15 protein-coding genes are annotated in these 13,317 nt (G+C 68.6%); 6 read left to right on the forward strand and 9 right to left on the reverse strand.

Annotation, left to right across the window (positions count from 1 at the left end):
* Position 1 precedes the first annotated feature (1 nt).
* Positions 2-946 carry a 16S rRNA (cytidine(1402)-2'-O)-methyltransferase gene (gene rsmI, locus AB4Z46_RS02720; protein WP_442281941.1) on the reverse strand — a complete coding sequence of 315 codons (945 nt, stop codon included), beginning with the start codon at positions 944-946 and terminating at the stop codon, positions 2-4.
* Between rsmI and AB4Z46_RS02725 the strand changes: the two genes are divergently transcribed.
* From AB4Z46_RS02725 to AB4Z46_RS02735, 3 genes are all read left to right on the forward strand, one after another.
* The gene (locus AB4Z46_RS02725) at positions 946-1,344 is read left to right on the forward strand and encodes a YraN family protein (RefSeq protein ID WP_442281942.1); all 399 of its coding nucleotides are present in this window, start codon (positions 946-948) and stop codon (positions 1,342-1,344) included. The two genes, rsmI and AB4Z46_RS02725, sit on opposite strands and share 1 nt — an antisense overlap.
* A 63-nt stretch (positions 1,345-1,407) precedes the next feature.
* On the forward strand, positions 1,408-2,043 hold the full coding sequence (locus AB4Z46_RS02730; protein WP_442281943.1) for an SIS domain-containing protein: 636 nt from the start codon (positions 1,408-1,410) through the stop codon (positions 2,041-2,043).
* A 52-nt stretch (positions 2,044-2,095) separates the two neighbouring features.
* Positions 2,096-2,866: a BON domain-containing protein gene (locus AB4Z46_RS02735; RefSeq protein ID WP_442281944.1), complete on the forward strand. Its 771-nt coding sequence runs from the start codon at positions 2,096-2,098 to the stop codon at positions 2,864-2,866.
* A gap of 7 nt (positions 2,867-2,873) precedes the next feature.
* On the opposite strand, the gene AB4Z46_RS02740 is transcribed toward AB4Z46_RS02735, so the two are convergent.
* The 3 genes from AB4Z46_RS02740 to AB4Z46_RS02750 form a co-directional block, all read right to left on the reverse strand.
* Positions 2,874-3,794: an NAD(P)-dependent oxidoreductase gene (locus AB4Z46_RS02740; RefSeq protein ID WP_442281945.1), complete on the reverse strand. Its 921-nt coding sequence runs from the start codon at positions 3,792-3,794 to the stop codon at positions 2,874-2,876.
* Positions 3,795-4,069: 275 nt separating this feature from the next.
* Positions 4,070-5,206: a PilT/PilU family type 4a pilus ATPase gene (locus tag AB4Z46_RS02745; protein WP_442281946.1), complete on the reverse strand. Its 1,137-nt coding sequence runs from the start codon at positions 5,204-5,206 to the stop codon at positions 4,070-4,072.
* A 34-nt stretch (positions 5,207-5,240) separates the two neighbouring features.
* A complete protein-coding gene (locus AB4Z46_RS02750; RefSeq protein ID WP_442281947.1) occupies positions 5,241-6,284 on the reverse strand; it encodes a type IV pilus twitching motility protein PilT in 1,044 nt (347 codons plus the stop codon).
* A gap of 39 nt (positions 6,285-6,323) precedes the next feature.
* Between AB4Z46_RS02750 and AB4Z46_RS02755 the strand changes: the two genes are divergently transcribed.
* Positions 6,324-7,010, forward strand: coding sequence for a YggS family pyridoxal phosphate-dependent enzyme (locus AB4Z46_RS02755; RefSeq protein WP_442281948.1), 687 nt, complete (start codon positions 6,324-6,326; stop codon positions 7,008-7,010).
* Positions 7,011-7,129: 119 nt separating this feature from the next.
* Here the strand turns inward: AB4Z46_RS02755 and AB4Z46_RS02760 are convergent, their stop codons facing one another.
* Entirely contained in the window at positions 7,130-7,603 is a 474-nt protein-coding gene (locus AB4Z46_RS02760) for an Lrp/AsnC ligand binding domain-containing protein (protein ID WP_442281949.1), read from the reverse strand.
* Positions 7,604-7,783: 180 nt separating this feature from the next.
* Between AB4Z46_RS02760 and AB4Z46_RS02765 the strand changes: the two genes are divergently transcribed.
* Positions 7,784-9,055 carry a Glu/Leu/Phe/Val family dehydrogenase gene (locus tag AB4Z46_RS02765; RefSeq protein ID WP_442281950.1) on the forward strand — a complete coding sequence of 424 codons (1,272 nt, stop codon included), beginning with the start codon at positions 7,784-7,786 and terminating at the stop codon, positions 9,053-9,055.
* A 122-nt stretch (positions 9,056-9,177) separates the two neighbouring features.
* Positions 9,178-9,822 (forward strand): DUF2242 domain-containing protein, encoded by a 645-nt coding sequence (locus AB4Z46_RS02770; protein ID WP_442281951.1) that lies wholly within the window; start codon positions 9,178-9,180, stop codon positions 9,820-9,822.
* Positions 9,823-9,842: 20 nt separating this feature from the next.
* Here the strand turns inward: AB4Z46_RS02770 and AB4Z46_RS02775 are convergent, their stop codons facing one another.
* The 4 genes from AB4Z46_RS02775 to AB4Z46_RS02790 all read right to left on the reverse strand — a co-directional run bounded on the left by AB4Z46_RS02775 (position 9,843) and on the right by AB4Z46_RS02790 (position 13,255).
* Complete coding sequence (locus AB4Z46_RS02775; protein ID WP_442281952.1) at positions 9,843-10,082, reverse strand: hypothetical protein; 240 nt, start codon at positions 10,080-10,082, stop codon at positions 9,843-9,845.
* A gap of 110 nt (positions 10,083-10,192) precedes the next feature.
* Positions 10,193-11,104 carry an arginase gene (gene rocF, locus AB4Z46_RS02780; protein ID WP_442281953.1) on the reverse strand — a complete coding sequence of 304 codons (912 nt, stop codon included), beginning with the start codon at positions 11,102-11,104 and terminating at the stop codon, positions 10,193-10,195.
* Between the two features lie 170 nt (positions 11,105-11,274).
* Entirely contained in the window at positions 11,275-12,522 is a 1,248-nt protein-coding gene (locus tag AB4Z46_RS02785; RefSeq protein WP_442281954.1) for a branched-chain amino acid ABC transporter substrate-binding protein, read from the reverse strand.
* A gap of 40 nt (positions 12,523-12,562) precedes the next feature.
* Positions 12,563-13,255, reverse strand: coding sequence for a TetR/AcrR family transcriptional regulator (locus AB4Z46_RS02790; RefSeq protein WP_442281955.1), 693 nt, complete (start codon positions 13,253-13,255; stop codon positions 12,563-12,565).
* Between the last annotated feature and the right edge of the window lie 62 nt (positions 13,256-13,317).

A 13,317-nucleotide genomic window follows, 5' to 3' on the forward strand; every position in this document is an offset into this window, starting at 1 on the left:
CTCAGTCGGCGGTTTCGTCGTCGTCCTTGCGCATGCGCAGCGCCGCCTCATAGAGCGCATTGCGCGGCGCGCCGCTGATCTCGGCCGCGACCCGCACCGCGCTCTTGACCGGCAGCTCGGCCAGCAGCAGACGCAGCACGCGTTCGCCCTCCACGCCGTCATCGGCGGCCGCGGGCTTCGGGTGCAGCACCAGCGCGAACTCGCCGCGCGTGCGGTCGCGGCTGGCGGCGAACCAGTCGGGCAGGGCGGTGGCGGCGACGGTCGCGATCTCCTCGAACTGCTTGGTGAGCTCGCGGCCCACGGTCACCTTGCGGTCGCCCAGGCTGGCGAGCGAACGCGCCAGCGCCTCGATGCGATGCGGCGCCTCCAGCAGCACCACGCTGCGCGGCTCGTCGGCCAGCAGCAGCACCGCGGCATCGCGCTCGCCCGCCTTGCTCGGCAGGAAGCCGGCGAACACGAAGCCGCTGCCCGGGTCGCCCGCCGCGACCAGCCCCGCCGCGCCGACCAAGGTGGTCACGCTGCTCGCGCCGGGCAGCGGCAGCACGCGGTGGCCGGCTTCGCGCACCGCCGCCACCAGGCGCGCGCCCGGGTCGCTGACGCCCGGCGTGCCGGCGTCGCTGACGTAGGCGATGCGCTCGCCCGCGGCCAGCCGCGCGATCACCGCCTGCGCGGCCTCGCTCTCGTTGTGCTGATGCAGGGCCAGCAGTTGCGCGCCCGGGCGGTCGATGCCGTAGGCTCGCAGCAGGCTCTGCGTGTGCCGCGTGTCCTCGCAGGCGACCGCGTCGACCAGTTGCAGCACGTGCAGTGCGCGCAGCGTGATGTCCGCCAGGTTGCCGATCGGCGTGGCGACCACGTAGAGCGTGGCCTGCGGATAATGCTGCGCACCCGCGGCATCGCGCGCGGCGAGCAGGGCGGCGCCGAACGAAGCGGGAGCGATGGAAGTCAATGGCTTATCTCCAGAACAAGGCGGCAGGGCGGACATCGCAGCCGACGACCAAGCAGCGCGGCGACGCGGCCGAAGACGCGGCGCTCGAGCACCTGCAGGCGGCCGGGCTCGGCCTGGTCGCGCGCAATTATCGAACCCCCGGCCGCGGCGGCGGCGAGATCGACCTCATCATGCGCGATCCGCGCGACGGCACCCTGGTGTTCGTCGAGGTTCGCGGTCGTGCCAGCGCAACGCATGGCGGCGCCGCAGGCAGCATCACGGGTGCGAAGCAGCGCCGCATCGTGTTCGCGGCGCGGCACTACATCAGCAGGTTGCGCGTGCTGCCGCCCTGCCGCTTCGACGTCGTGCTGGTCGAAGAGCGCATCGAGTGGCTCCAGGGGGCGTTCGACGCGGGCTGAGCGGGGCGAATCACGTTTTGTTTCGAGAGTCGGCCAGGGCCCCGCAGTTATCATCCGGGCCAAATGCTAGAGCAACGGATTCAGCAGCACTTCATCGACAGTGCTGACCTCAAATACCAGGCCGGGCCGCTGCTCGGAAAACCGATCTCCCAAGCCATGCAGGCCATGCTGGCCTGCGTCACCAGCGGCGGCAAGATCCTCGCCTGCGGCGCTGGCGTGTCCGGCTTGCTGGCGGCTCAGTTCGCGGCGCAGTTCGTCGGCCGCTTCGAGCGCGATCGCCCCGAGCTGGCGGCGATCGCACTGCCCGGCGATGCCACCGATCCCGCCGCCGACACGGCCGAATCATTGGGTGCCGATCGTTTCGCGCGCCAAGTGCGTGCCCTGGGCCAGGCCGGCGACGTGCTGCTGGTGCTGAGCGTCAGCGGCCAGTCCGCCGCCGTGCTGGCGGCGGTCGAAGCCGCGCATGCGCGCGACATGACGGTGGTGGCGCTGCTCGGCAACGCCGCCCCCACGGGCAGCGGCACCGGCGGGGCCGTGGGCCGCGCGCTGCGCGAGACCGACGTCCAGGTGTGCGTGCCCCACGAGCGCGCGGCGCGCATCCACGAGGTTCACCTGCTGGCGCTGCACTGCCTGTGCGACGGCGTGGATGCGCAATTGCTGGGCGACCAGGACAGCGATTCGTCCCTGCTGTCGCCCTGAGGCCCTCGGCTAAACTCTTCGCGGCACACAACGCACCGGAAGGCTTCACCCTATGACGACGACATCCACTCAACGCATCGCGATGGCTTTGACCGCAGGCGCCTTGCTGGTCGCCGGCCTCACAGCCTGCGTGCCGCTGGTGGTGGGCGGGGCTGCGGCCGCCGGCGTCGGCATGGTGGCGACCGACCGCCGCAGCTCGGGCGCGCAGGTCGACGACCAGGCCATCGAGTTGCGCGGCGGTGCACGCGTGCGCGAGATCGCCAACGACAACATGTACGTGAGCATCACCAGCTTCAACCGCCAGGTGCTGCTGACGGGCACGGTCGGCAGCGAAGCCGACAAGCGCCGCGTCGAGGACGTGGTGCGGCGGGTCGACAACGTGCGCTCGGTGGTCAACGAACTGATCGTCGGTCCGCCGAGCACCTTCCAGGATCGCTCCAACGACACCTTCATCACCGGCAAGGTCAAGGCCTCGCTGCTCGATGCCAAGGACATCTTCGCCAACTCGTTCAAGATCGTGACCGAGCGCGGCACGGTCTACCTGATGGGCATCGCGACCCGCCACGAGACCGATCGCGCGACCGACATCGCGCGCGGCGTCTCGGGCGTCACGAAGGTGGTCCGGGTGGTCGAGATCGTCAGCGAAGCCGAATTGCAGAACCAGCTGCAGCAACAGTCCCAGCCGGGCGGCACCGGTTCGCCGAGCAGCGCACCGGCCTCGCGTTCGAGCGTTCCGTTGCCGCCGATGGAGCCGCTGCCGCCGTTGCCTTCGTCGTCGACGCCTCCGGCCAGTGGCGGCGTGACGACCTCGCCGGTCCGCTGAGTTCTTCCTACTTGAGCCGGGTGATCAGGCTCGAGGTGTCCCAGCGCTTGCCGCCGGCCTGCTGCACGTCGGCATAGAACTGATCGACCAGCGCGGTCACCGGCAGCCGCGCGCCATTGCGCTTGGCTTCGTCGAGCACCAGGCCGAGGTCCTTGCGCATCCAGTCGACCGCGAAGCCGTAGTCGAACTTGCCTTCGATCATGGTCTTGCCGCGGTTGTCCATCTGCCAGCTCTGCGCGGCGCCCTTGCCGATCACGGCGAGCACCGCGTTCATGTCGAGGCCGGCGCGCTGGCCGAAGGCGATGGCCTCGGACAGGCCTTGCACCAATCCGGCGATCGCGATCTGGTTGACCATCTTGGCGAGCTGGCCCGCGCCGCTCTCGCCGAGCAGCGTGACGGCACGCGCGAAGGCTGCGATCACGGGCTCGACCCTGGCAAAGGTGGCCGGGTCGCCGCCGCACATCACGGTCAGCGCGCCGTTCTGGGCGCCGGCCTGGCCGCCGGAGACCGGGGCGTCGATGAACTGCAGGCCGCGTTCGAGCGCCGCCTTGGAGAGTTCGCGCGCCACGTCGGCCGAGGCGGTGGTGTGGTCGACGAACACCGAGCCCCTGGCCATGCCCGCGAAAGCGCCGTTCTCGCCCAGCACCACCGAGCGCAAGTCGTCGTCGTTGCCGACGCAGCAGAACACGATGTCGGCGTTGGACGCGGCGCCGCGCGGCGTGGCCGAGTGGCTCACCGAGGCCGCGGCCTGCGCTTTGAACTCCGCCTCCCAGTCCTTGGCCTTGCCGGCGCTGCGGTTGTAGACCGTGACGTGGTGGCCCGCCAGCGCGAGGTGGCCGGCCATGGGATAGCCCATCACGCCGAGGCCGAGGAATGCCACCTTCTGCGAAGGGACGGGGTCGTAGGTTTTGGGGTTGAGGCTGCTCATGAAAAGTATTGTCGCTCGCCCCCAGGTTGCCCCGCACTTCGTGTCGGGGCGCCCACCCCCTACCGGGGGCGCAGCCAGTGGCCCGGCGAAGCCGGTTCCACGGCTGCCCACGAACAGGCGCGCTGCGCGCAGCCGATGAACAAGCGCGCCCTGGCTTCGGCCGGCGTAGCCAGGCCCGTTTGTGAAACACCGCGGAACCGGCTTTGCCGGGCCGCTGGTGTTGCCCCCGGCAGGGGGTGGGCGGCTACACGAAGTGAGCCAACCTGGGGGCGAGCCTAGACGATCGCGAAGTGCTCGGTGCCGGCTGACAGATCGGTCGTGCGGGCGCGCTGGCTGTTGAGCTTGATCTGCAGCCGCAGGTCGTTGGCCGAGTCGGCATTGCGGATCGCGTCGTCGAGGCTGATCGCATTGGCTTCGAACAGGTCGAACAGCGCCTGGTCGAAGGTCTGCATGCCCAGGTTGCGGCTCTTCTTCATGATCTCCTTGATCTCGCCGACCTCGCCCTTGAAGATCATGTCGGAGATCAGCGGCGTGTTCAGCAGGATCTCGACCGCGGCGATGCGGCCGTGGCCGTCCTCGGTCGGGATCAGCCGCTGCGAGACCAGCGAGCGCAGGTTCAGCGACAGGTCCATCAGGAGCTGGGCGCGGCGCTCCTCGGGGAAGAAGTTGATGATCCGGTCCAGCGCCTGGTTGGCGCTGTTGGCGTGCAGCGTCGCCATGCACAGGTGGCCGGTCTCGGCGAAGGCCACGGCGTGCTCCATGGTCTCGCGGTCGCGGATTTCGCCCATCAGGATCACGTCGGGCGCCTGGCGCAGCGTGTTCTTGAGCGCCGCCTCCCAGCTGTCGGTGTCGATGCCGACCTCGCGCTGGGTGACCACGCAGTTCTTGTGCGGGTGCACGAACTCGACCGGGTCCTCGACCGTCACGATGTGGCCGTAGGAGTTCTCGTTGCGCCAATCGATCATCGCGGCCAGCGTGGTCGACTTGCCCGAGCCGGTGGCGCCGACCAGGATGGTCAGGCCGCGCTTGGTCATCGCGACGTCCTTGAGCACCTGCGGCATGCCCAGGCCGTCGATGGTCGGCAGCTTGGCCGGAATGGTCCGCAGCACCATGCCGACCTTGCCCTGCTGCACGAAGGCATTGACGCGGAATCGGCCGATGCCGGTCGGCGAGATCGCGAAGTTGCACTCCTTGGTGCGCTCGAACTCGGCCGTCTGGCGGTCGTTCATGACCGAGCGCGTGAGCGCCAGCGTGTGCTGCGCGCCGAGCGCCTGGGCCGATACCTTGGTGACCTTGCCGTCGACCTTGATCGCGGGCGGGAAGTCGGCCGTGATGAACAGGTCGCTGCCGTTGCGGCTCACCATGAGCTTGAGCAGGTCGTTGATGAACTGGCTGGCTTGATCGCGTTCCATATCGATACTCCGGGTGCGGCTGCTGCAGGGCTGGTCAGCCGGGGAAATTCTCGGGGATCTTGGCCTTCCCGCGCGCTTCGGCGGAGGAAATGACACTGCGGCGCACGAGTTCCGTGAGGTTCTGGTCCAGCGTCTGCATGCCCTGGCCGCTGCCGGTCTGGATCGACGAGTACATCTGTGCCACCTTGCCTTCGCGGATCAGGTTGCGGATGGCGGGCGTGCCCAGCATGATCTCGTGCGCCGCCACGCGGCCCTGGCCGTCCTTGGTCTTGCACAGCGTCTGCGAGATCACCGCCTGCAGCGACTCCGACAGCATGGCGCGGATCATTTCCTTCTCTTCGCCCGGGAAGACGTCGATGATCCGGTCGATGGTCTTGGCGGCCGACGAGGTGTGCAGCGTGCCGAACACCAGGTGGCCGGTCTCGGCCGCGGTCATCGCGAGGCGGATGGTCTCGAGGTCGCGCATTTCGCCGACCAGGATCGCGTCCGGGTCCTCGCGCAGCGCCGAGCGCAGCGCGTTGGCGAAGGACAGCGTCATCGGCCCGACCTCGCGCTGGTTGATCAGGCACTTCTTGGAGTCGTGCACGAACTCGATGGGGTCCTCCACCGTGAGGATGTGGCCGTACTCGGTTTCGTTGAGGTAGTTGATCATCGCGGCCAGCGTGGTCGACTTGCCGGAGCCGGTCGGGCCGGTCACGAGCACCAGGCCGCGCGGCTTGAGCGCCAGGTCGCCGAAAATCTTCGGTGCGTTGAGTTGCTCGAGCGTGAGGATCTTCGACGGAATGGTCCGGAACACCGCCGCCGCGCCGCGCGACTGGTTGAAGGCGTTGACGCGAAAGCGTGCCAGGCCATCGATCTCGAACGAGAAGTCGACTTCCAGGAACTCCTCGTAGTGCTTGCGGTGCGTGTCGCTCATGATGTCGTACACCATCGCGTGCACGGCCTTGTGGTCGAGCGCGTCCACGTTGATGCGGCGTACGTCGCCGTGCACCCGGATCATGGGCGGCAGGCCGGACGAGAGATGCAGGTCGGACGCCTTGTTCTTGACGCTGAAGGCGAGCAGTTGGGTAATGTCCACGCAATTCCTCGGTGACGTTTTGATACGCTTTTGATGATTATGACGATGATTGACGACAAGCTCCAGCAAGTTCGGGCCCGAATCGTGACCGCGTGCGCGGCCACCGGACGCGATCCGGCGAGCGTGCGCTTGCTTGCGGTGTCCAAGACCTTCGGGCCGGAGGCGGTGCGCGCCGCCCATGCGGCCGGCCAGACGGCTTTCGGCGAGAACTACGTGCAGGAAGGCGTCGCCAAGATCGAGGCGCTGGGCGACCTGCGCGCGCGCATCGAGTGGCACTGCATCGGCCCCCTGCAGAGCAACAAGACCCGGCTCGTGGCCGAGCATTTCGACTGGGTCCACAGCATCGACCGGCTGAAGATCGCCGAGCGGCTGGCCGAGCAGCGGCCGGCGGATCTGGCGCCCTTGCAGGTGTGCCTGCAGGTCAACGTCGACGGCGGCGCCAACAAGTCCGGCGTTGCGGCCGAGGAGGCGTTGCCGCTGGCGCGCGCCGTGGCGGCTTTGCCACGCTTGCGCTTGCGCGGGCTGATGGCGATCCCCGAGCCGGCGGCCGATTTCGAGACCCAGCGGGCGCTGTTCCTGCGCGCCGCGGCGGTGTTCGATCAGCTCCGCGCGGCGGGCCTCGAGGTCGACACGCTGTCGCTCGGCATGTCGGCCGACCTCGAAGCCGGGATCGCGGCGGGCAGCACGATGGTGCGTGTCGGGACGGCGATCTTCGGCGGGAGATGAGCTCGCCCCCAGGTTGCCCGCACTTCGTGTCGGGCGCCCACCCCCGACCGGGGGCAATGCCAGCGGCCCGGCAAAGCCGGTTCCGCGGCATTCCCCGAAGGGGAGCGGCGACTCGCTGGCTAGAGCGGTAGGCGCGCGCTGCTTTTCACTTCTTCCATCACGGCATAGGTGCGCGTCTCGCGCACGCCGGGCAGTTGCCACAGCACCGTGCCCGCGAACGCCCGGTAGGCCGACATGTCGGCCATCCGGGTCTTGAGCAGGTAGTCGAAACCGCCGGCGACCATGTGGCATTCCATGATCTCGTCGCGCGCCTGCACGGCCGCCTTGAACTCGTCGAACACGTTCGGCGTGGTGCGGTCGAGCAGCACCTCGACGAACACCGTGAAGCCGCGGCCGAGCTTGTCGGGGGCGAGCCGGGCTTCGTAGCCGAGGATGAAGCCTTCGCGGGTGAGCCGCTGGACCCGCGCGAGGACGGCCGTGGGCGAGAGCGCGACGGTTTCCGCCAGCTTGAGGTTGGAAATGCGACCGTCTTCCTGAAGAATTTTCAGGATTTTCATGTCGATGCGGTCGAGATCTGGCGCTGGATTGCTCATTGCATGTGAATTATCCGGTCAAGACCGCATCCGTTGGTGAACAGCTCGGCGAAGGATTCCGGGCCATCGGCGCCTCGCTTGCCGCCGCTGCATAACCGTCAACGCTTCGCGCATAGGTCATGGTGCGCCGGGCCGCGCCGGACTATCGTCGCGGCTCGCCGTTCAACAACAAGGATCGCCATGAGTTCTGACCTCTCCTATGTCCAGCCGACCGCCAACAGCCCCTGGGGCACCTACCTCTCGCAGGTCGACCGCGTCGTGCCCTACCTCGGCGGGCTGGCCCGCTGGGTCGAGACGCTCAAGCGCCCCAAGCGCGCGCTGATCGTCGACGTCCCGATCGAGATGGACGACGGCTCGATTGCGCATTTCGAGGGCTACCGCGTGCAGCACAACTTGAGCCGCGGCCCGGGCAAGGGCGGCGTGCGCTTCCACCCCGACGTGACGCTCGAGGAAGTGATGGCGCTGTCGGCCTGGATGACGGTCAAGACCGCCGCGGTCAACCTGCCCTACGGCGGCGCCAAGGGCGGCATCCGGGTCGACCCGAAGAAGCTGTCGCAGAAGGAGCTCGAGAAGGTCACGCGCCGCTACACCAGCGAGATCGGCATCATCATCGGCCCGCACACCGACATCCCGGCCCCCGACGTCAACACCAACGCCCAGATCATGGCCTGGATGATGGACACCTACTCGATGAACGTCGGCGGCACCGCCACCGGCGTGGTCACCGGCAAGCCGCTGCACCTGGGCGGCTCGCTGGGCCGGGTCAAGGCCACCGGCCGCGGCGTCTTCGTGACCGGCCGCGAGGCAGCGCGCCGCCTCGGGCTCGACCTGCGCGGCGCCCGCATCGCGGTGCAGGGCTTCGGCAACGTGGGCTCGGTGGCGGCCGAGCTGTTCGCCGAGGCCGGCGCGAAGATCGTCGCGGTGCAGGACCACACCGGCACCATCGTCAACGACCAGGGGCTCGACCTCGCCAAGCTGGTGCCGCTCTCGCGCACCGACGGCGTGGTCGGCTTCAAGGGCGGCGACGTGATCGACAACGAGTCCTTCTGGGATGTGGCCTGCGACATCCTGATCCCGGCCGCGCTCGAAGGCCAGATCACGGCCGAGCGGGCCCAGAAGACCAAGGCCAAACTGGTGCTCGAGGGCGCCAACGGCCCGACCGTGCCGACCGCCGACGACATCCTGGCCGACCGCGGCGTGCTGGTGGTGCCCGACGTGATCTGCAACGCCGGCGGCGTCACGGTCAGCTACTTCGAGTGGGTACAGGATTTCTCGTCCTTCTTCTGGGACGAGGACGAGATCAACGTGCGGCTCGACCGCATCATGATGAACGCACTCAACAACATCTGGGACACCGCCGACAAGCACAAGATCACGCTGCGCACCGCGACCTACGCGGTGGCCTGCGAGCGGATCCTGATGGCACGCGAGGAGCGCGGCCTCTATCCGTGACCGGGCGGCCGGTCGACGGCAGCGCCTGAGCGGGGAACGACGGGGCGTCCGGCATGTCCAAGCGGGGCCGCGCTCCTGCGGCTTGCTAGCATTCCGTGTTCCGCCCCACCCCCATGCCCGCCATGCGCCTTCCGTCCCGCCGCGCAGCCGCCGCCACGCTGCTGCTGTTCTCCTCCCTGGTCGCCAGCTGCAGCCTCGCGCCGTCGCGGCGCGTGTCCTACGAGCCGGAGGAGTTCGACTCCACCACCACCCACACGCGAAGCTATGCCGCCAACGAGGCGCAGACCTGCGAGGCCGCGCGGCGCGCACTGCTGAGCCAGGGCTACATGATCACGGCGGGAAATGCCGACCTCGTGACCGGCCGCAAGAGCTTCCAGCCGGCCGCGGAGGTGCATGTGGAAGTCGAGTTCCGGGTCGTCTGCGCGCGCGAGGGCAACGGCCGCAACGGGGCCCGCAGCACGATCGCCTTCGCCAGCGCGCTGCAGGACCGCTACGGCATCAAGAAGGTCAACAACTCCGCCTCTGTGGGGGTGGGCGCGATCGGTTCGCTGTCGCTGCCGTTCAGCTCGAGCGACGACGCCCTGGTCAAGGTGGCGAGCGAGACCCTGACCGACGAGCGCTTCTACGACCGCTTCTTCTCGCTGATCGACCGCTTCCTGCCGGCCGCGACCGAAGGCCGGCCGGTCGAGGCGTCGCCGGTGGTGACGCCACAGCCGATGATCGAGGTGCCGCTCAGCCCGGTGCCGCCGTCGCCGACGCGCGGCTGAGCCGGCGCGGGCGGCAACGATCAGGCGGCCGGAGACAAGGCGACCGAGCGGGCCGCGTAAGCCGACAGGCCGGTCAGGCCGCAGAGGCGCTGAAGCACGCCGTAGCCCTGCGCCAGCGCGGCCGAGTAGGTCGCGAACGAGCGTTCGGCGCGCTGCAGCGGTTCGAAGCGGCCGTCGCGCTGGACGTCTTCGTGGATCACCCAGAAATACGATCCATCCGTCGGCTGTTCCACCAGCAATCCAATCTTCCGCACGCCCATCTTGGTTTCTCAGTATCAAAAAAGAATACTTAAGAATGTAGTTCGAGGGTGTTCGTTCTCCGCGGGAGAAAATTCACGAAGCGCCGCCTTTTTGCGGCCGCCGCGTCGCGTCAACGCGCCAGCGTCGACTTGCCGAACAGGCTCTCGATCAGCTCGACCGCGATCTCCGCCGTCCGGTTGCGCACGTCCAGCGCCGGATTGAGTTCGACCACGTCGAGCGAGGCCAGCCGCCCGGTGTCGGCGATCATTTCCATGCAAAGCTGCATCTCGCGCCAGGTCGGGCCGCCGCGCACGCCGGTGCCGACGCCCGGGGCGTAGTCCGGGTCGAGGCAGTCGAGGTCGAAGCTGACGTGCAGGTGGGTGTCGTCGTCGACATCCTGCAGCGCCTCGGTCATGGTGGTGCGCATGCCGTGCTCGTCGATGTGCCGCATGTCGAACACGCCCAGGCCGAGTGCCCGGATCGCCGATTTCTCCTCGGCGTCCACGCTCCGGATGCCGAGAAACCGGATCGCGTCGTGCGCCAGCGCCGCGGGCTCGCCGCTCCAGCCGGTGAGCGCCGCGGGCCCGTGGCCGAGCAGGCAGGAGACCGGCATGCCGTGCATGTTGCCGCTCGGGCTGGTGGTCTCGGTGTTGACGTCGGTGTGGGCATCGAGCCACAGCACGCGCAGCTTCTGCCCCCGCTGGCGCGCATGCCGGGCGATCGCGCTGATGGAGCCGACCGCGATGCAGTGGTCGCCGCCCAGCAGCACGGGGAGCTGCTTCGCCTCCAGCGCGAGGTCGACCGCGTCGTAGACCAGGCGGTTCCAGGCCACCACCTCGTCCAGGTGATGCAGCCCTTCGGTCGGGACCTCCCAGGGCGTGCCCGGGCCGGCCAGGTTGCCGCCATCGATCACCTCGAAGCCCAGCCCGGCCAGCGTGTTGGCAAGGCCGGCCACCCGCAGCGCGTCGGGCCCCATGCCGGCGCCGCGGGTGCTGGCGCCGATGTCGGTCGGTGCGCCGATCAGTCGAAGGGTGCGGGTCATGCGCGGATCTCCAGGAGTTGCGTGTCCGGGCGCTACGGTAGCGCACCCGCGTGACAACGGGCAACCCAAACGAAGTTCCAGGAACACCGCGGAACCGGCTTCGCCGGGCCGCTGGTGTTGCCCCCGGAGAGGGGGGGCGGCTACACGAAGTGAGCCAACCTGGGGGAGAGCTACTGTCTCGTCATTTTGCAGTCGGTGCCTTGGGCCAACTCGTTCCCGGTGTAGATTGCATCCGTGCGGAAGCCGTAGTTCGTGCCTTCCCAGCCCACCTTGACCGTCTTGCCGTCGACCGGCGCGATCGTGTTGACCACCTGCGGCAGCAGCAGCTGATGGTCCTCGGCGCGCATGCGCACCGGACCGACCACCGAATCGAAGCTCAGGTCCTCGAAGGCGCGCGCCACCTTGGGCGTGTCGGTGCTGCCGGCCTTGTTGATCGCGGCGGCCAGCAGGCGCGGCGTCATCTCGATGCGCGGCGCCAGGAAGTCCTTGCCGGTCTTCGCCTTGTAGCTCTTCGCGAGCGCGTCGACCTTGGACGAGTCGGCCTGGCCCGGGTGCCACTCGGCGACCCAGGTGAGCTGGCCCATCTTGGCCTGTGATACCGCCAGCACCGTTCCCGGCACAGAACCCGCGCTGTGGTTGTAGTAGCGCAGGTCGTAGCCGGCGTCGCCCGCGGCCTTGAGCAGCAGCGTCATGTCCTGGCCCCAGTTGCCCGTGATCACCGAATCGGCGCCCGACTGCTTGATGTTCGCGAGATAGGGGGCGAAGTCCTTCACCTTGCCGATCGGGTGCAGCGTCTCGCCGACGAACTGGACATCGGGCCGCGCGAGGCCGACCAGCTGGCGGCCGTAGCTCGCCCACTGCTTGCCGTGCGCGTAGTCCTGGTTCAGCAGGTAGATCTTCTTCACATCCGGCGTCTTCTTGATGGTGTTGGCAATCGCCTTCATCTTCATCGCCGTGTTGGCGTCGGTCTGGAAGTGCCAGAAGCTGCACGCCTTGCCCGTCAGCTCGGGGTCGATCGACGAGTGGTTCAGCACCAGCAGCTCGCGGCCCGGATTGCGCTGGTTCCAGCGATTGACCGCCTGCACCAGGGCGCTGACCACCGACGAGCCCGATCCGCCCGTGACGATGGCGCGTGCGCCCTGGTCGATGGCGGCCTGCAGCGCGCTCTGGCTCTCCTGCGCCGAGAGCTTGCTGTCGAACTGGAGCAATTGCAGCTTGGTGCCGCCGAGCACGCCGCCCTTGGCGTTGATGTCCTCGATCGCGTACTGCGTGTGCGTGAGCATCAGCTCGCCCACGTTCGCGAACGGTCCCGACAACGGGTCGATGTAGGCGATCTTGTAGGTCTGCTGGGCATGGGCAGCGCCGGCCGCGAGCAGGGCCGTGGCCGCGGCGGGCGCGAGCAGGCGGTGGAATGTCATCGGCGGTCTCCGGTGTCGTGCAAGAAATGAGGGGCCCGGTTCAGGTCCGGCGCTCGCGCAGGCCCAGCACCCGCCAGGCGAGCTTCGACAGCTCGGCCACCACCTCGTCGGGCGACAGGCGGCCATCGGGCCGGTACCAGCTGTAGAGGAAGCCGGGCAGGCTCAGCGCCGCGAAGGCGGTGATCTTGGTCTCGCCGAAGTCGAGGTCCCCGTCGCTGCGGGCCTCCTCGAGCAGCGGGAAGAGCTGGTCGTAGAAGTGGTGAGCCAGCTTCTTCTGCGCCGCAAGGTACTCGGGCCGGTAGACCTGCGGCTCCTTGTAGGCGAAGAAGGCGCAGGGGTGATGCGCCACCGTGGCGCGGATCAGCCGCTCGATGCCTTCCTTGACCTTGTCGACCGCCGGGCGCGGGTCGCCGGCGGCGAAGTCCATCGCAGTGAAGCAGTCGACCGCGGGCCGCCACGACAGCGTCTCGAAGATCTCCTGCTTGTCGCGGAAGTAGTAGTAAACGAAAGGCTTGGTGGCATCGAGCGCACGCACGATCTGCGCCATCGTCGTGTGTGCGTAGCCCTGCGCGGCGAAGAGCTGCGCGGCGGCCTGCAGGATGCGCTCGCGCTGCACGTCGGTGCCCGCCGTGGCGGTGCGCTGCCGGCCGGTGCGTTGCGGCAGGTCGCTTCGTGTGGATGGCGCCTGGCCGCGCTCAGAGGGTTTGTGCTGTGTCGCCGAAGTTATACCCATGGGTAGGATTGTTGGTGCACCATGCGGCGATGGCAAGCGCCGAGCCCTATCGATAACCCTGT

Source organism: Variovorax sp. M-6 (assembly GCF_052114385.1).
GTDB lineage: Bacteria > Pseudomonadota > Gammaproteobacteria > Burkholderiales > Burkholderiaceae_C > Variovorax.